At 64.7% G+C, this 18,249-nt stretch carries 15 protein-coding genes; 8 read left to right on the forward strand and 7 right to left on the reverse strand.

The genetic code is table 11. The annotated features are described in order from the left end of the window. Positions 1-25: 25 nt before the first annotated feature. The 3 genes from hutC to OKW45_RS25700 all read right to left on the reverse strand — a co-directional run bounded on the left by hutC (position 26) and on the right by OKW45_RS25700 (position 3,518). Complete coding sequence (gene hutC / locus OKW45_RS25690; RefSeq protein ID WP_018418557.1) at positions 26-721, reverse strand: histidine utilization transcriptional repressor HutC; 696 nt, start codon at positions 719-721, stop codon at positions 26-28. 25 nt (positions 722-746) lie between these two features. Then, positions 747-2,267: a histidine ammonia-lyase gene (gene hutH, locus OKW45_RS25695; protein WP_184009338.1), complete on the reverse strand. Its 1,521-nt coding sequence runs from the start codon at positions 2,265-2,267 to the stop codon at positions 747-749. Between the two features lie 327 nt (positions 2,268-2,594). Further along, positions 2,595-3,518: a LysR substrate-binding domain-containing protein gene (locus tag OKW45_RS25700; protein ID WP_429471873.1), complete on the reverse strand. Its 924-nt coding sequence runs from the start codon at positions 3,516-3,518 to the stop codon at positions 2,595-2,597. A gap of 103 nt (positions 3,519-3,621) precedes the next feature. On the opposite strand from OKW45_RS25700, the gene OKW45_RS25705 reads away from it, so the two are divergent. Then, a complete protein-coding gene (locus OKW45_RS25705; RefSeq protein ID WP_429471875.1) occupies positions 3,622-4,536 on the forward strand; it encodes an NAD-dependent epimerase/dehydratase family protein in 915 nt (304 codons plus the stop codon). 130 nt (positions 4,537-4,666) lie between these two features. After that, on the forward strand, positions 4,667-4,849 hold the full coding sequence (locus OKW45_RS25710; protein WP_018418561.1) for a hypothetical protein: 183 nt from the start codon (positions 4,667-4,669) through the stop codon (positions 4,847-4,849). A gap of 92 nt (positions 4,850-4,941) precedes the next feature. Here OKW45_RS25710 and OKW45_RS25715 read toward each other — a convergent pair whose 3' ends face one another. Together OKW45_RS25715 and OKW45_RS25720 are read right to left on the reverse strand one after the other, a co-directional pair. After that, positions 4,942-5,688 (reverse strand): DUF899 domain-containing protein, encoded by a 747-nt coding sequence (locus tag OKW45_RS25715; RefSeq protein WP_018418562.1) that lies wholly within the window; start codon positions 5,686-5,688, stop codon positions 4,942-4,944. 89 nt (positions 5,689-5,777) lie between these two features. Further along, on the reverse strand, positions 5,778-7,172 hold the full coding sequence (locus tag OKW45_RS25720) for an NCS2 family permease (RefSeq protein WP_409259207.1): 1,395 nt from the start codon (positions 7,170-7,172) through the stop codon (positions 5,778-5,780). A gap of 444 nt (positions 7,173-7,616) precedes the next feature. Between OKW45_RS25720 and OKW45_RS25725 the strand changes: the two genes are divergently transcribed. Together OKW45_RS25725 and OKW45_RS25730 are read left to right on the forward strand one after the other, a co-directional pair. Continuing rightward, positions 7,617-8,684, forward strand: coding sequence for a PRC-barrel domain-containing protein (locus OKW45_RS25725; RefSeq protein ID WP_018418565.1), 1,068 nt, complete (start codon positions 7,617-7,619; stop codon positions 8,682-8,684). After that, positions 8,681-9,943 (forward strand): MFS transporter, encoded by a 1,263-nt coding sequence (locus tag OKW45_RS25730; protein ID WP_026225485.1) that lies wholly within the window; start codon positions 8,681-8,683, stop codon positions 9,941-9,943. The genes OKW45_RS25725 and OKW45_RS25730 overlap by 4 nt, the downstream gene beginning before the upstream one ends. Positions 9,944-10,033: 90 nt before the next feature. Here the strand turns inward: OKW45_RS25730 and OKW45_RS25735 are convergent, their stop codons facing one another. Together OKW45_RS25735 and OKW45_RS25740 are read right to left on the reverse strand one after the other, a co-directional pair. Further along, the gene (locus OKW45_RS25735) at positions 10,034-11,173 is read right to left on the reverse strand and encodes a Gfo/Idh/MocA family protein (protein ID WP_429471877.1); all 1,140 of its coding nucleotides are present in this window, start codon (positions 11,171-11,173) and stop codon (positions 10,034-10,036) included. Positions 11,174-11,176: 3 nt separating this feature from the next. Next, complete coding sequence (locus OKW45_RS25740; protein ID WP_429471879.1) at positions 11,177-11,944, reverse strand: sugar phosphate isomerase/epimerase family protein; 768 nt, start codon at positions 11,942-11,944, stop codon at positions 11,177-11,179. Between the two features lie 330 nt (positions 11,945-12,274). Here OKW45_RS25740 and OKW45_RS25745 point away from each other — a divergent pair, with 330 nt between their 5' ends. From OKW45_RS25745 to OKW45_RS25760, 4 genes are all read left to right on the forward strand, one after another. Further along, the gene (locus OKW45_RS25745) at positions 12,275-13,267 is read left to right on the forward strand and encodes a LacI family DNA-binding transcriptional regulator (RefSeq protein WP_184009354.1); all 993 of its coding nucleotides are present in this window, start codon (positions 12,275-12,277) and stop codon (positions 13,265-13,267) included. Between the two features lie 345 nt (positions 13,268-13,612). Next, positions 13,613-16,057, forward strand: coding sequence for a two-partner secretion domain-containing protein (locus tag OKW45_RS25750; protein ID WP_429471881.1), 2,445 nt, complete (start codon positions 13,613-13,615; stop codon positions 16,055-16,057). Between the two features lie 335 nt (positions 16,058-16,392). Next, a complete protein-coding gene (locus tag OKW45_RS25755) occupies positions 16,393-17,214 on the forward strand; it encodes an ATP-binding cassette domain-containing protein (protein WP_429471884.1) in 822 nt (273 codons plus the stop codon). Further along, complete coding sequence (locus OKW45_RS25760) at positions 17,207-18,247, forward strand: ABC transporter permease (RefSeq protein WP_311667263.1); 1,041 nt, start codon at positions 17,207-17,209, stop codon at positions 18,245-18,247. The genes OKW45_RS25755 and OKW45_RS25760 overlap by 8 nt, the downstream gene beginning before the upstream one ends. Positions 18,248-18,249: the final 2 nt, after the last annotated feature.

Raw genomic sequence — 18,249 nt, forward strand, 5'->3', positions numbered from 1 at the left:
ATTCGGCGAAGACGAAAAAGCGAATTCAGAAATGCCCCGTGAAGCGGTAACGGGTGCCCGGATGCCACAGATTCGCGATCGAGGCGACCTCGCCTTGCGACCACGTGCGCCGGTGCAGCACGAGACACGGCTCGCGTTCACTCATGTTCAACAGCTCGCGCGTGATCTCGTCGGCGGCGAGCGCCTCGATGCGGTACTCGACGCGCTGCAGCGGCGCGACGCGCACGAGGTACTGGTTGGGCGTGGTGTTCGTGAAGTCCTGCAGCGCGTATTCGGGGGCGACGGCCGGATTGACCCAGCGTTCCTCGAGCTGCACCGGCTCCTCGTTTTCGAAATGCAGCAGGCGCGAATGAAACACGGGGCCGCCCGCGCTCACCTGCATCTCTTCGGCGAGCGCCGCATCGGCGATGCTGGCGCCGATGTTCAGCACCTTCGCCTGATAGCGATGACCGCGCGCAACGATTTCGTCGGAGATGCTGCGGATCGCCACCAGGGTCGACTCGTACTTGGGACGGGCGACGAAAGTGCCCGAGCCTTGCACACGTGTCAGCACCTGCTCCGAGGTCAACTCGCGCAACGCGCGGTTGACCGTCATGCGCGCGACGCTGAACTCGCGTGCAAGCTCGTTTTCGGAGGGCACCTGGTCGCCTTCGGCCCACTCGCCCGCATGAATGCGCGCGAGGATGAAGTCCTTGATGCCCTGATAAGCGGGTGCGTTCATGGGTGTGATCCGCGCTCTCGACGGCTCATTGTTCCGACGCGAACGAGAACGGGCTCAGCTTCGCGACCGCGCCGGCCTGCACGAGCTTCGTAACCGCCGCGATGTCCGGCGCGAAGTAGTGATCGATCTCGTAGTGCGCAACGTCCTTGCGCACGAGGTCCATCACCTTCTGCAGGCTCGGGCTGGTCTTGTGCGGCGCGCGCAGATCGACGCCCTGGGCGGCGGCGAGCAGTTCGATCGACAGGATGTTCGCGGTATTGTCGGCGATATCGCCGAGCTTGCGCGCGGCGAACGTCGCCATCGACACATGGTCTTCCTGGTTCGCGGACGTAGGCAGCGAATCGACCGAAGCCGGATGCGCGAGCGTCTTGTTTTCCGACGCGAGCGCGGCGGCCGTCACGTGCGCGATCATGAAGCCGGAGTTCACGCCGCCATCCTTGACGAGGAACGGCGGCAGGCCCGACAGCGTCGCGTCGATCAGCAGTGCGATGCGGCGTTCCGCGAGCGCGCCGATTTCCGCCACGGCGAGCGCCAGGTTGTCCGCCGCGAATGCGACCGGCTCGGCGTGGAAGTTGCCGCCCGACAGCACTTCGCCGGTGTCCGGGAAAATCAGCGGATTGTCGGAAACCGCGTTCGCTTCCATCAGCAGCGTTTCGGCGGCATTGCGCATCTGGTCGAGACACGCGCCCATCACCTGCGGCTGGCAGCGCAAGCTGTACGGGTCCTGCACCTTGTCACAGTCGGCGTGCGACACGTTGATCGCCGAGCCCTGCAGCAGCGAGCGATAAGCCGCGGCCGCGTCGATCTGGCCTCGATGGCCGCGCAGTTCGTGGATGCGCGCATCGAACGGCTTGACCGAACCCATCGCCGCGTCGACCGACAGCGCGCCGGCGACGAGCGCCGTGCGGTACAGGTCTTCGATCGCGAACATGTTGTACAGCGCGAGCGCAGTCGAAGCCTGGGTGCCGTTCAGCAGCGCGAGACCCTCCTTCGCCTGCAGCGTCAGCGGCTTCAGACCGACGAGCGCGAGGCCTTCGGTGGCCGGCATGCGCTCGCCCTTCGCGAACACTTCGCCGACGCCGAGCAGGGTCGCCGACATATGCGCGAGCGGCGCGAGGTCGCCCGACGCGCCGACCGAGCCCTTGACCGGGATCACCGGCAGCACGTCGGCGTTGAACAGCGCGATCAGCGCCTCCATCACTTCGCGGCGGATGCCCGAGTGGCCGCGGCCGAGGCTCGACAGCTTCAGCGCGATCAACAGACGCACGACCGGACGCGACATCGGCTCGCCGACGCCGACCGCGTGCGACAGCACCAGATTGCGTTGCAGCAGTTCGAGCTGATCGCGCGGAATGTGCGTGCTGGCGAGGCGGCCGAAGCCGGTATTGATGCCATAAGCCGGCTCGCCCCTGGCGGTGATGTCGGCCACGGCCTGCGCGCACGCGTCGATGGCGGCGTGGCTCGCGGGATCGAGTTCAAGGGTGAGCTGCTCACGCGCGATCTGGCGCAGTTGCGGGAGGGTCAGGTAGCCGGGCTTCAGAATCATGGTTGTCGTCCTGTCTATACAAGTTCAAATTAGTCTAGCCGGCAGGCCTTGTATATACAACTTATTTTTCGAGATTTCGTGCCTGGGAATTTCCATTATTTGGCACGTGGCCCGGTGGGAGCGCGGCGGGATTGGCGGCAGGTCGTAGGCGGCGGGTCCTGGACGCACGGGTCGGCGTGGCGCCGTGATTTAGCCCGCAGTTGTATATGCACCTTCGCGGCGCGGGTCGCCATCTGGCCAAAATTGGCGCGCTCTCGCTGGCGGGAAGCCGGACACGCCGGCTCCGCCGATATCTGGGTTATAGGACAGAACGCCCTGCGACGCGGATCAGAGCTTGACCCGCGCCGCGATGAAATCCAGAAAGCACTGCACGCGCCCAGCGAGCGAAGCGCTTTGGTAGTACACCGCATGCACCGGCTGCCGTTCATCGACGAGCAGGTTGCCGAGAATCGGCACGAGGCGGTTTTCGCGCACGTCGCCGGCGGTCATGAAGTCGGCCAGACAGGCGACGCCCCAGCCGGAGAGAGCCAGTCGCCGCAAGGTTTCGCCGCTCGACGCGGTGATCGACGGTTCGATCTTCAGCAGCGCGGCTTCGTCCCGCTGCCCCTTGGCGCGCTTCGTTCCCCTGCCCCCTTCCCGCAACGGCCAGCGATTCAAATGCTCCGGCGCCGTAAAGCCGATCAGCCGATGCGCTTTCAGCGCGTCGAGCGTGGTCGGCTCGCCGTGCTCTGCCAGATACGCCGGGCTCGCGAGCACGCGCAGCCTGCTCTCGCCGAGCGCGCGCGCATGCAGCGTCGAATCCTGCAGCGCGCCGATGCGAATCGCGATGTCGACCTTCTGTTCGAGCAGATCGACGATCCGCTCGTTGCTGGTCAATTCGAGCCGGATCTCCGGATACAGCGCTGAAAAGGCGGTTATATGCGGCGCCACGCAATGCAGCATGAACGGCGACGCCGCATCGACGCGCAAGCGCCCCGACGGCCGTTGCCGGCCGCGCGCGACCGACTCCTCGGCCTCTTCGAGCGCGTCGAGGATCGCGCGGGCGCGCCGCAGGAACGCGTCTCCTTCCTCGGTCAGATGCAGCCGCCGCGTCGTGCGCCGCACGAGCGCGGTGTCGAGCTTGTGCTCGAGGCGCGTGAGCGCGCGGCTCACGCCGGACACGGTCTGCCCCAGCTTCTCGGCCGCCGCGGTAATCGAGCCGCTGTCGATCACGGTGACGAACACCAGCAATTCGTCGGTGGAGGTTTTCATTGTTGATTTCAGATCAAGATTGATTTGAGACTAACACGCTTTTTGCGAGAATCCGCGCGAGCGATACTGCGTGCCGGTCTGACATTTCCCTCAGGAGAACGTCTTGAAGATTTTCGTTACTGGCGCAAGCGGTTTTATCGGCGGCTCGATCGCGGCGTATCTGGCGCGCGCCGGCCATCAGGTGCGCGGGCTGATTCGCAAACCCGAACACAGCGGCGAGTTGCAGCGGTTCGGCATCGAGCCCGTGCCCGGCACGCTCGACGACCGCGCGTTGCTGATCGCCGAAGCGCAAGCGGCCGACGCGGTGATCAACGCCGCGAGCAGCGATCACGAAGGCGCGGTACGCGCGCTGATCGACGGACTCGCCGGTTCGGGCAAGGTGTTCCTGCACACGAGCGGGTCGAGCATCGTCGGCGATGCGTCGGGCGGCGAAGCGGGTGAAGCACGCATCTATTACGAAGACGCGCTGCCCACACCGACCGCCGACAAGGCCGCGCGCGTCGCGATCGATCAACTGGTGCTCGACGCCGCGCAACGCAACGTGCGCTCGGCCGTGCTGTGCAACACGCTGATTTACGGTCACGGCGCGGTGGCCGGCAGCGCGAGCGTGCAGTTGCCGCGACTCGTGCGCCAGGCGCAGAAAAGCGGCGTCGTGCGTCATGTAGGCAGCGGCGGCAACGTCTGGTCGAACGTGCATATCGACGACGTCGCCGAACTGTATCGCCTCGCACTCGATAAAACCCCTGCCGGCACGTTCTATTTCGTCGAAAGCGGCGAAGCGTCGTTCCGCGACATGAGCGCCGCGATCGCACGCGCGATGAAGCTCGGCGCGCCGCGGGACTGGCCGCTCGAAGACGCGAAACAGGAATGGGGCTACGAAATGGCCTCGTACGGTCTTGGCTCGAACAGCCGCGTGCGCGGCGAACGCGCGCGCAAACTGCTCGGCTGGCAACCGCGTCGCACGTCGGTGATCGAATGGATCGTACGCGACATGATGGGGCCGCAAAGCACCGTTTGACGCGGCTTTGCGCGCCGCGCGACGTAAGCTGTGTAAGCGCGGTCGTTGCGAATCCGTAAGCTCATTTCGATAGAATCGCGGGCACCTGACGGTGCGATTCCACCGTCGCACACACGCCCCGATTCGACCGATGAGCTTTGCGCTGAACTTCGACTGGCTGACCAACCTGATGGCGATTCTGTTCGTCGTCGCGTGTCTGTACGACACGCGCTACGACGAATACGGCGTGCTGACGCTCGCCGCCGCGGCGATGAGCCTCATCGTGATGGCGATGGAAATGTTCCTCAGACCCGCCTTCGAGATGGCGCTGTAGCGAGCTGACGCAGCGCTCGAGCAGCACGGAGGCGGCGCGCCAGCTAGCGCGGCGCGCGCCCCTCGCCCCCTTCGTCGACCCGCTTCACCGCTTCACACCGTGTACGATCCGCACGCCGGGCAAGCCGCGCGCGCGTGGTCGTCGTAGCGGTCGTGATGCCTGACCCAGTCGGTCAGATTACTGTTCTCGTTGCGGCCTTTGGGCGCGATGTCCAGAAGCGCGTAGGTGTTCACGAAGCGCTCGTCGCCGCGTGCGTAGCATGAGTACGTGTGATACACGTCGCCGTTTGCGTCCTTGTAGAACACGCTGTGGCCGTGCTGTTCGTCGATGCCGACGTCCTGCTCGGTGAAGTTGTAGAACGCCTTTTTACTCGCCAGTTGCTCCGGCGTGAACGACACGTGGTAGTCGAAATTGAAATCGCTGCCGCTCGACGACACCCACGGAAAGGTCCAACCCATGCGCCGTTTGAACGCGTCGATCTTCTCGAGCGGCGCGTGCGATACCGTCACATAGCTGACGTCGTGATGGACCAGATGCGTGAGAATGCCGCTCATATGGTCCGACAGAAACGAGCAGCCGACGCACCCCTCCTCCCAGTCCGGGCCCAGCATGAAGTGATAAACGATCAGCTGGCTGCGGCCGTCGAACAGCTCCGCGAGCGTCTTGCGGCCTTCCGGCGTATCGAACGTATAAACCTTGTCGACCTTGACCCACGGCAATTCGCGGCGCTTGCGCGCGAGTTCGTCGCCGGCGCGCATATGCGCTTTTTCGTCGGCGAGCAGCGCGCGGCTCGCGGCGAGCCACTCTTCCCGGCTGCCGATGCGATGTTGCGGTTCCATCTGCGTCTCCTTTCCTGCGGATGCAGGGCTTGACCTCAAGGTTAAGGTTTAGAGACGCTGACGTGAAAGTCAAGGAGCCGCAACGAAACTCAGATCGCCCAGCCGCCGACATAAAACCCGACCAGCACGACTGCGATCGCCACGGTCCCGACATTGAGCTTGCGATACTCGCCGCTGACGACGCGTCCGATCACGAGCGTCGCGAAGCCGAGCATGATGCCGGTCACGATGTTCGCGGTCAGCACGATGAACACCGCACACACGAGCCCCGCCATCGCGTCGACCATGTCGTCCATATGCAGCTTGCTGACGTTCGACAGCATCAGCAGCCCCACGTACATCAGCGCGGGCGCGGTCGCATACGAAGGCACCAGCGCGGCGAGCGGCGAGAAGAACATCACGACGAGAAACAGCAGACCGACGACCGCCGCCGCCATCCCGGTCTTCGCGCCCGCCGCGACGCCGACCGTCGACTCGATATACGCGGCCGCCGGCGCGCCGCCGAGCAGGCCCGAGAAGATCGAGCTCAGGGAATCGGCGGTCAGCGCGCGGCCGCCGTTGATGATGCGGCCGTTCTCGTCGAGCTGCCCCGCCTGGCCCGCGACCGCGCGGATCGTGCCGGTCGCGTCGAAGACGGCGGTCATCACGAGCGCGAGCACGCTCGGCAGCACCGCCATCGACAGCGCGCCCTTCACGTCCATCGCGCCGATCAGCGACGCGTGACCCGGCGCACTCAACGACGGCACCGCGAAGATGCCGTGAAACGCCACGGCCGGATCGATCGCGAGCCCGATCGCCGAGATCGCGACGATCACGATCAGGATCGAGCCCGGCACCCGGCGTCGCACGAGCCCGACGATCGCGGCGAGTCCCGCCACCGACATCAGCGCCGGCAACGCCGTAATATTGCCGAGCGAGACCGGCAACCCGGCGCCCGGATTCTTGACCACGAGCCCGACGTCGTTCGCGGCGATCAGCAGCAGGAACAGGCCGATGCCGATCCCGGTGCCGTGCGCGATGCCGACAGGCAGGTTGCGCAAAATCCACGAGCGCACGCCGGTCACCGAAATCGTCGTGAACACGACGCCCATCAGGAACACCGCGCCGAGCGCAACGGTTGGATGCAGGCCCTTGCCGAGCACGAGGCCGAACGCGGTAAACGCGGTCAGCGAGATCGCGCAGCCGATCGCGATCGGCAGACGCGCCCACACGCCCATCAGCAGCGAGCCGAACGCCGTGGTCAGACACACGGCGACGAACACCGCGCTGGTATCGAAGCCCGCCTTGCCGAACATGCCGGGCACGACGAACACGGAATAGACCATCGCGAGGAAGGTCGTGATGCCGGCGACGATCTCCTGGCGCTGCGTGCTGCCGCGCGCGGAAATGTCGAAGTAGCGGTCGAGAAAGCCCTTGCCGCGGAATGATTCGGTGTCGAAGGATTCGCTCGCGACGTCGGAATTCGCGAGGGCCTGGGGTTCCATCATGATGAGTGCCTCCTTTATCAGCGCGCTGAAACGGCCGCTAGAGCGGCCGTCATCAGGTTCGTCTCGTGGATTTGTTGGTGTGGGTAACGCTTTTCTGAGTCGAAATGTAGGTGAAGCGAGCTATGTGTCCAATCGCATGAATGGCATGCCGGACATGTCGCGCGACTTATATCTTTTGCGCGACCGTCGCTCGCGAGAGCGCTGCGCGCGTTTACACCTACGGCACACGAGCAGCCACGAAACGCGCCGATCCCACCTCGGCGATCGCGTTCCAGGCACGCGGCGTGCAACGCTATACCGCCAGTGCATCGGCGAAACCGCCCGCAAGGCAACCGGCGAAAGGCTGCCCGCGCGGCAGCGCAGGTTAAACTCTGGGCCGTACCCCATCCAACCGCGGCGGCTCATCGCGCCCGTCCGCACCTGCCCGTGGAGTTTTTCCTGATGACTGGCGGTTTTCCGCGCCCCGCCGGGCGCCTGCCGATTGTCCCGTTTGGACCGCTTGGATCGCTTCGCCCGCTCGATTCGCCTGATTCGCTCGATGTGCTTCGACTGTTCCGCTGGCTGTGCGCCGTGGTCGCGCTGTTCGCGCTCGCCGCGCTGTCCGGCTGCAGCAGCCTGCTTTGGGGTACGCACCAGGCGCCGATCGTCGAGGCGACGGTGATGCCGGTCGAGCCGGCAAGCGCGCCGGTCGCCGCGTCCGCGTCCGAGCCGGTCGAGAGCGAGGCGAACGAGGGGCCCGAGGAGCCGAAGAAACCGAAGAAGCCGGTCGTGAAGCCGCACAAGGTCGAACCGCCGCCGCCCGTCGTCGTGCCCGCTCCGCCGCCGCCGCCGCCGCCGCCCCCGCTGATCGTGCTGCGCACGATCGAGCGCAGCGACGCGCACGCGCTGCTCGACAGCCAGGTGCAGAAGCCCGACGGCAAGGTGGTCGGCCGCGCGGTCGACTTGATCGCCGACGCGGCCGGCAAGCCGCGCGAAATGGTCGTCAATCTGCAGGGCTTTCTCGGCGTCGGCGACCGCAAGGTGAACTTCCCGTGGGGCGCGTTCCACTTCGCGCCGACCGCCAAGGGGGCGCCGATCACGCTGAACCCAACGGCCGTGCCGAGCACCGCGAACAAATCGAGCCCGTTGGAACTGCCGCTGCTCGATGCGACCGTCGAGCGCGCGAACGGCGCCAAGGTGGGCCGTGTGGTCGACGTGCTGATCGACGGCAACGCGCAGCCGCAGGCGATCGTCCTCGACGTCGGCGGGATGGTCAGCACCGACCGGCGCACGATCGCCGCCAACTGGTCGGCGCTGCGCTTCGTCACGCGCGACAAGGAACTGCATCCGCAGATCGATCTGAGCGACGCGCAGATCAACGCGACGCCGCTCTACGCGAGCGACAAGCCGATTCGCGCGGTGTCGCCGGCGCCGCCCGCGCAGCCTGCCGCCAGCGCCGCGCCGGCGGCCTCGGCGCCGCCGGCCGCATCGTCGGCCGTCGCGGTTTCCAACGCACGGGCGGTCCGATGACGGTCCGTACTATGGTCACGGCGCGAAGTCTGCGCGCGCTCGATTGGCTCAACTTCTTCGTCGCCAACGTGCAGACGGGCTTCGGGCCGTTCATTGCGTCCTACCTCGCATCGCACAAGTGGACCCAGGGCGAGATCGGCATGGTGCTGTCGGTCGGCACGATCAGCGCGATGGTCAGCCAGGTACCCGGCGGCGCCGCGGTCGACGCGTTGCGCAACAAGAAAGCGGCGGCCGCGTGGGCGATCGGCGCGATCATCCTCAGCGCGATGCTGCTCGCGATCAGCCCGACCGTGCTGCCGGTGATCGCCGCCGAGGTGTTCCACGGCTTCGCGAGCTGCATGCTGACGCCGGCGCTCGCGGCGATCTCGTTCGCGCTGGTGGGTCGCGCGAATCTCGGCGACCGGCTCGGCCGCAATGCGCGCTGGGCGTCGATCGGCAGCGCGGTCGCGGCCGGTTTGATGGGACTGTTCGGCGAGTACTACTCGCCGCGCGCGGTGTTCGTCCTGACCGCGGGCCTCGCGGTTCCGGCGCTGATCGCGCTCGCGATGATCCAGCGCACCGACACGATCGAGCTGCCGCAAGCGACGCCCACCCCCGAGCAGCTCGAGCGGCGCGAAAGCCTGCGCGAGCTGCTGCGCGACAAGCGCATGCTGCTGTTCGCCGCGTGCATCGTGCTGTTCCATCTGTCGAACGCGGCGATGCTGAACCTGGCCGCCGGCGAAGTGACGGCCGGCATGGGAGACAACGTGCAGCTCGTGATCGCGGCATGCATCATCGTGCCGCAGGCGATCGTCGCGATGATGTCGCCGTGGGTCGGGCGCTCGGCCGAACGCTGGGGCCGCCGGCCGATTCTGCTGCTCGGCTTCTCCGCGTTGCCGATCCGCGCGCTGCTGTTCGCGGGCATCAGCAGCCCCTATCTGCTCGTGCCCGTGCAGATGCTCGACGGCTTGAGCGCCGCGGTGTTCGGCGTGATGCTGCCGCTGATCGCCGCCGACGTCGCCGGCGACAAGGGCCGCTACAACCTGTGTATCGGCCTGTTCGGTCTCGCGGCTGGCATCGGCGCGACTTTGAGCACGACGGCGGCGGGCTTCGTCGCCGATCGTTTCGGCAACACGGTGAGCTTCTTCTGCCTCGCGGCGGCCGGTGCGCTCGCGGTGCTGCTGGTGTGGGCGGCGATGCCCGAGACGCGCGACGCGGCGACGGCCAGCAACGGCGATGGCGCGGCTGTGCCCGGTCGTGGAAAGTCGGCGGCGAGGTGAGTCGCGCGAGCTGTATGAGCCGGGGCGTGATCTGATGGTCGCAGTCGGATCACGTCGCAACCGGCTTGATCACTCCGGAAGTCAGGTCAGTCAGTCGGCGAGAAACACCTCTTCGCCTCGACCCAATGGTACGACGACCGGTCGCTGCACGACGGTCTCGATATCGATGTGCCGCCCCTCGCGCGAAGAGCGTTCGAAGGCATCCAGCACCTCCAGCACGTGTAGCGCCAGTTCGCCGCTCGCGCGATGCGGCCGACCTCGACGCAACGCCATGGCCATGTCCAGCACGCCCACAGCACGGTAATTGGCCACCCGCGCACCACTCCTCAACGTGAAGTTGTCGACGCCAAAAGCATGGACCTGTGTGTCGAGCGGCTTAAAGCCGCCATCACGTTCAGCCACGCGCGGACTCCCGCCGAAGAAATTGGGATCGACGCCCAACAGGCTACCTTCCGTGCCATAGATCTCGATGGGCGCACGCTGATGGGCCCACACGTCCCAGGAGGCGCTCATCACCACGTTGGCCCCATCCGCAAAATGCAGGATACCGTTGACCGTGGTGGGCACCTCGACCTCGATGACCTGGCCCCTCAGCGGCTCACTGGAGATGATGCGCTGGGGAAAACCGATGGTGGCGCAAGCAGACACGCGTGCCACCGGCCCAAGCAGATTGACCAACTGCGTCACGTAATACGGGCCCATGTCGTGAATCGGGCCGCCGCCTGGCTTGAAAAAAAACTCAGGATTGGGATGCCAGGACTCCATGCCGCGGGACAACACGGCCACGGCCCCGCCAATGGCACGCCCAATGCGACCCGCATCGAGCGCCGCGCGGCACGCCTGATGGGCCGCGCCGAAGAAGGTGTCCGGTGCGCAGCCCACGCGTAATCCCGAAGCCTCGGCTCGCGCCAGCATCGCGCGTGCGGACGCGAAGTCGGTACTCAGGGGCTTTTCGACGTAGACGTGCTTGCCCGCCTCCAGAATCTGCAGGCTGACCGGCACATGCGCGTGCGGCACCGTAAGGTTGATGACGATTTCGATGTCGGGGTCGGCCAGCAGCGCATCCACCGTCATCGCGGCAACGCCGTGCTGCGCGGCCTTGGCCCGGGCGGCCTCCTGACGCAAGTCGGCGCAAGCCTTGACGCGGACGAATTCCGAATTCGCCGCGCCGGTGAAATAGGCATCGCTGATGTTGCCGCAACCGATGATGCCGACGAAGACAGGTTTCATGGATCAGGCTCCGAGCTGGTGCAGATAGGCAAAGGCATTGCGGGCGAAGCGTTCGCCGTCGCTGGGATTGTCGTGCTCGGCGGCGAGGAAACGCGCCCCCGCTTCGCGGCAGGCGGCGGCCAGCGTGGGCCAATCCATGACGCCATGACCGACGTCGGCCCAGCCGTCCTCGTCCAGTTTTTCACCCGCGGGCGCGAGGTCTTTCGCATGGGCCGAGACCACGCGGCCCGTATAACGACGAAGCCATGGCAGAGGATCGGCGCCGCCGCGCACGAGCCAGGCTACATCCACTTGCCAGCCGAGCGGGCTTGCCCCGGCGGACTCGAATAGCAGTTCCAGCGCCGTTGCGCCGTTCTCCTTGGGGCTGAGTTCCCAATCATGGTTGTGGTAAGCGAGGGCGATGCCCTGAGCGGCTAGCCGATTGGCGAGGCTGCCCAACTCATTGCCGAGCGCCCGCCAGTATGCGGCGTCACTGTCGCGCTCGGCGGGCGGCACCGCGGGCATGACCAACTGGGTGATACCGAGGGTCTCGCAGGCCACGGTCACTTCGTGCAAACGCTCACGTAGCATGGCCATGCTGAGGTGGCTGGAGGAGGCGCCTAGGCCGCGCGCCTGAAGCTTGTTCCGGGTGTCGGCCGCATTTTCGAGCAAGGACCCGATCAGCTCCACCTGGCGAAATCCGGCTTGGGCGGCAATGTCGAACTGCCGGTCGAGTTCGCCCGCATTACGCAGGCTGTAAATCTGGATGGAAATGGGCAAGGCTTGATTCATGGTCATCAACCCAAAGAGTCAAGATGGATCCGGCACGGATGGCCTACGGAACCGGGCGCGAGTCAAAAGGTAAGCGCTTTCCCATTTACTTGGAACACGGGCTTTACCCTATGCAGCAGGAGCCGGCACAAACAGGAGTACGCGAGAAGCTTCGTATAAGCGGATTGCATAATGCCGCGGTTGGCAGGAACACCATGGATTCTCGGAAGGCGAGTCCGAACCCCGCTTGGTTTCGACGTTCGATAACGCATGATGGGAAAAACTTTTCCCGTGATGCTAAAATCGTTACCTTCCTGCTAGTGACCGATGCGCCGCTGCCTGAACGAACCCATGCGAAGCAAACCCTCCATCGAAGCCGTTGCCCGCGAGGCTGGCGTTTCCATTGCCACGGTGTCGCGTGTGCTCAACGGGACGAAGGCCGTGACGGCGGCCACGCGTGAGCGGGTCGAGGCAGCCGTAAGGGCACTGAACTACCGGGCCAATCCGTTCGGCCGCAGCCTGAGTACCGGTCAGAGTCGCATTCTGCTGATGCTCATGCCGGATTTCGCCAACCCCTACTACGCCGAGATCGTGCGCGGGGCCGGCGCGGTCAGTCGCCAGGCCGGTTACACGCTGCTTCCGGCGGACCTGGAAGCCTGGACTGGCACGGCGGACGCCTCGCTGCCGACGCTGGCTGGCAGTCTGAGCGACGGCGTCATCAATCTCGTGCCCATGTCCGACCCCGCAGCCCGGCGCGAGGCGGCGAACGGCAAGCCTTGGGTCAATTGCTCGGAATTCTTGCCCGGTAGCGACGTGCCTTATGTCAGCATCGACCATCGCCAGGCCGGTACGGATGCCGTGCAGTACCTCATCAACAAGGGCCACCGGCGCATCGGCTTCATCACCAGCGATGAGCGCTTCCTGTATGCGCGTCAGCGCCGCGAGGGCTATGACGCAGCACTACTGCGCGCCGGCCTCGCGCCTGCGCCCGAGCTTGTCTGCGTCACTGGCGACAATAGTTACGCCGCCGGAAGCCAGGCGGCGGCAAAGCTGCTGGCGGTGGTGGACCCGCCGAGCGCCGTGTTCGCCGTGTCGGACACGTTGGCCATCGGCGCGATCAAGGGCTTTAGCAAAGCCGGCCGGCGGGTGCCGCACGACGTGGCGGTAATGGGCTTCGACGACGTGCCCATCGCTGGCATCTTCGAGCCGGGGCTGACGACCGTGGCCCAGCCCATGGTCGAGCTGGGCGCCGCGGCGGCCGAAATGCTGCTGGCGCTGCTCGACGGCCAACGCCCGGCGTCGCGCATCCTGCAGCATCAGCTGGTGCTGCGGGAGTCGGTTTGAGCGGTCGATCGGGAGAAGTAAAGATCTGCTTTGCCCACCGAGGTGGTTTGTAGCTGTACAAGGACAATCCCCCGGTTTGCGACTCCCTCGACTTGCTACCTTATCTTCCTCGTCAGCCGTGCGACCGGTCACATCGTTGGCGCGCCGGATGCTCGTCCGCAAGTGGCTCTTTTTCTGCATCGTAGGCCTCAAGCAGCAAAGCCGGCTCCTTTTCGCGGGACAACGAGATCTGCTGGCATGACGCAGACCTCCTGACTACGATTCTTCATGTGTGAGCGCTACGGTTCGCGCGAATCCGGTCGGATCGCGGGCCGTTGGCAATCACCCTCCGTGGAAGGAGGAGTCATGTCACCCTCGTCATCAAGTCGTCCGATGCAACGCGCGCCTTCTCGCCCGCAGTCGTCCAGGCGCACCGCACCTGGTATCGTTGTCTCGCTCCTGGGATTGTCATTGGCGCACGCGGCATTCGCCGCGGGTGTTCTACCGCAAGGCGGCCACTATGTCGCCGGCGCGGGAACCATCGCTGGTCAGTGCGGTGCGCTCACCATCACGCAACCTGGCTCGACTCGTGGCGTGATCAACTGGACCAGCTTCTCGATCGGCAGAAGCAACACCGTCACGTTCAACAACGGTTCGGGCGCAACGCTCAATCGCGTGACGGCCAGCGCGCCTTCGGTGCTTCTCGGCAGTTTGAATGCAACCGGGAGTGTGTATCTGATCAACCCGCAGGGCATCGTGGTGGGCCGCAGTGGCGTCATCAGCGCGGGCGGACGGTTCGTGGCTTCGACGCTCGATCTGCCGGATACCACCTTCATGAATGGCGGGCCGCTTACGTTCTCCGGCACGTCGAATGGCAAGGTGGTGAATCTCGGCAAGATCAGTTCCAGCGGCGGCGACATCTTTCTTATCGCACGCGATGTCGTGTTGAATGACGGCGTAGTAAGCGCACCGAACGGCACCGCTGAATACGTGGTTGGGCAGCAGGTGATGTTGTCCGATTCGTCGAGCGGCAGACAGTTATTCGTGCAGACGGGCAGCAAAGGTACCGTGGTCGATCGGGGCACGACACAGGCCGCGCAGATCAATCTCGAAGCGGCCGACGGCAACATCTACGCGCTTGCCGGTGGCGGCTCGCGAATCCGCGCGACCGGAACGGCTACGCGCGACGGCCACATCTGGCTGGTTGCCGACAGCGGTCACGTAACGCAACAAGGCACCATCGCAGCGAAGAACGTCGATGGCAGCGGCGGAACCGTCGATACACTTGCCGCCACGCTCACGTTCGCGCACGACGCAGCGGTTCAGGCGGGGCTGTGGAACGTCGCGACGCCGAGCTTCACCGTCGATCGCGCCACCGCGCATGCTTTCATGCGCAGTCTGAACAATGGCACATCGGTCGACGCAAGCGCGACTGGCACGAACGGCGCAAGCGGTGATCTGACGGTTGCGTCGAATCTCCGCTGGACAGGTCCGGCGTCGCTATCGCTCGCGGCGGCTCACGATGTGACGATCGCACCGGGGACGACGCTAAGGAACACCGGCAGCGGCAATCTGAGTTTGCGGGCGGACTCGACGGCCATCGATAACGCCGGCAGCGTGGCCAACCACGGCACGATCGACTGGTCCAACAGTACCGGCACCGTCAGCGCGCTTTACGATATGAACGGCAGCTACACCCCCGGGACGATCCTCCCCAATACGGCGTGGACAGCCGCGCCTTTTAGCGGGCTGGTGACGCAAGTGACCGGCTACAGGCTGATCAATTCGCTGACCGATCTGCAGAACATCTCGCTCGACCTGGCTGGCAACTATGCGCTCGGCAAGGATATCGATGCCAGCGCGACGGATCTTTCTTCCCGCAGTGTGTCCTCCGGCGGTGTCGACTTCATTCCGCTTGGCAACGCGGCTAGCCCGTTCTCCGGCCAGTTCGATGGAATGGGACATGTGATCGACCACTTCAATGAGCTGGAGAATTTCTCGCCGTCGGAGACCCGCTCCGCCGGGCTGTTCGGCGAGATTGGCAGCGCGGGCGTCGTGCGTAACGTCGGCATGACGAACAGCCTGCTGATCGCCGTCCAGAATGTTGGCATCAACCAGCCCTTTCCGATCGCCTACGGCATCCTCGCGGGTCGCAACCTGGGCTTGATCACATACGCGTACACGACCGGCGGCCGCTCTGCTCCGCACTATGGCAACGTGCCGATCGGCGGTTTGGTGGGCATCAACGATGGCGTCATCGAGCGTTCGTGGAGCAGCGCCTCCGTGGGTGACGCCGGCGAAGCAGGCGGCCTCGCCGGCGGCAACTCAGGGCTGATCCTTCAATCGTTCAGCACCTCTGATGTCAGCGGGAACGTGTTCATTAGCCCCGGCGGACTTGTCAGCACAAACGGTGGCACGATTTCGCAGTCATACGCTGCCGGTAATGTTCTCGGACTTTTTGCGGCCGGCGGATTGGCTTACGCGAATAGCGGTGTCATCGAGCAGTCGTTCGCAGCAGGCCCGGTTCGGGGCCCGTCGTATCAGGGCCCGGACTACGGCACTTACGGCGGTATCGTCGCCTACAGCGTCGGCGGAACGCTCGCAAGTAACGTCTATTGGGACAAAGAGACGACGACACGTATGGTGAGCTCCGGATATGGCTCTCAACTGCCTGCGTCGAACGGACTCACCACCGCGCAGATGGGCAATCCGTCAAGCTTCGACGCATCGTGGGACTTTAGCCCGACGGGCGTGTGGGTCATGCCGGCTGGCGCGTCGCATCCTATCCTGCGCTGGCAATCAGGTCAGTGAGCACGAGAATGCCGCGGCGCGCATCTGGTTGACTCCGCCGCGGCAGTCGGTGCGGTCTGACCGGGCGTTTGTGGCCGCTCGTCCTGTGGGGACCCTTCTGACGCGCTTCTTCTATCCCTCAGGTTGTGCGTTGTTCAAGTGCCCAGGACTAATATTTTCCCGATGAAATATAAGCGGTCTCGTAAGCGATTCTTGAACTGGACTCTAAGGCTTGCTAAATTTCAGGGACATTTCCAATGTAAGTTGATGCGGCGATCGATAAGCAAAGGGGAAAGATCTATGGCTGTCGTCGTTCACAACCTCGCTGTGGGTCATTCGAGCTGGAGCGTGGCGTGATGGCGAACCAGGCAGCGCCCGGTACGTGCGCCTATCAGCATATCGTGCGCGCCCAAGGTATCAGCCTGTCCTACGGCAAGATACGGGCACTTTCCGGCATCGATCTCGCCATTGGGCGGAACGAGATCGTCGGCCTGATCGGTGATAACGGCGCGGGTAAGTCGACGCTCATCAAGGTACTGACTGGTGTCGTGCGGCCGAGCACGGGCAAGCTGTTCATCCGGGACGAGGAGGTCGACTGGAGCCGCTTTTCGGTGCGCGAGGCGCACCGACTGCGCTTCGAGACGGTCTATCAGGAAAAATCGCTGGGCGAGAAGCAGCCGCTGTGGCGTAATTTTTTTGTCGGCCGGCAGATCACCAACCGGTTCGGCTTCATCAAGGTTGCCGAACAGCGGCGCATTGCCAACGATATTTTGAAGCGCCAGCTCGGTTTCCGCGGCGTGGGGATCGACGCGGATTCGCTGATTGCGAAACTCTCCGGTGGCGAGCGCCAGGGCATCGCGATCGGACGGGCGATGTATTTCGACAGCGATCTGATCATTCTCGATGAACCAACGGTTGCGCTTGCCATTAGCGAGGTACGTAAGGTTCTCGACTTCGTCCGGTCGATCAAGGCGTCCGGCCGCGCCTGCATCTACATCGAACATAACCTCGCCCATGTGCACGAGCTCGCCGATCGGCTCGTCGTGCTCGATCGTGGCCGGGTCGTCGCGGATATGAAGTCGGGTGAGATGAGCCTCGAGGAACTCACCCGGTTCTTGATTTCGCTACAGCAGAGCGGGCACGGGCCGGCGCTGGCTGCGGGGCAAGGACGTGAGTGATCCGATAAAAGACGAACAGCCGGCCCGGCTAGTGGGTTTTCGCCTGCCGGGTTTTGCACGCATCGAGGGAATCCCGAGCCTGGTCGTGTTCGTGTTGGTGGTCGGCCTGTTCATGGCAACCGCACCGCGCGTCTTTTTAGGCTGGCCAATCTACTTCTCCTTCCTGACCACCGTGCCACCGCTGGCGGTGTTGGCGATCGGGCTCACTCTGGTGGTTGCGGCGGGGGAAATTGATCTGTCCTTCCCCTCCGTGATGGCATTCTCGGGCTTTCTGTTCGCCTGGTGCGTGAACACCACGGGATCCGCCTGGCTAGCCGTGATCGCGGCATTGGCGGGCGGCGCGCTGGTCGGCGTGGTGAACGGGGTGCTGGTCGCGGTGGTCGGTGTGCCTTCGATCATCGTGACAATCGGCACGCAGTTCCTCTGGGCTGGTGTTGCTTCGATCCTGTCCGGCGGGCTCTCCAATGCGCTCCAGGAGCTCGCCAACGGTTCAGCCTATGCAGTATTCGCGGGCACGTTGTTCGGTGTGATCCCGATGCAGGCGCTCTGGGCGCTCGGGCTCGCAGTGTTCATGTGGTTCATCCTCAATCGTCACCGATTTGGCGAGCACCTGCTGTTCATCGGAGACAACCGAAACGTGGCGAAGGTCGTGGGCATCAATGTCGTGCGTGAGACGGTGAAATTGTTCACGCTGATGGGTGTGCTGGCCGGTTTCGCTACGGTGCTGCTCACGCTCGAGAATCTGAACTATTTTTCAACCCAGGGGCAGGGCTATCTGCTGCCGGCGCTGGCCGGCGTGTTCATCGGCGGAACCTCGGTGTTTGGTGGCACGGCGACGATCGTGGGTACCTTCTTCGGCACTTTCGTGATAGGCATGCTGGAGGCCGGAATCGTTGCGACAGGTATCGCCGGCTTCTGGGTACAGGCGATCGAAGGGGTGGTGTTCATCGTCGCTGTGACGCTGCATCTGTTGGTAGAGAATCCCGCCAAGCTGCGCGTGTTGCGCGAAAGGTTCAGGCTTGGGGGGCGATAAAG

It is taken from the genome of Paraburkholderia lebeckiae, from assembly GCF_050436225.1.
Classification (GTDB): domain Bacteria; phylum Pseudomonadota; class Gammaproteobacteria; order Burkholderiales; family Burkholderiaceae; genus Paraburkholderia; species Paraburkholderia tuberum.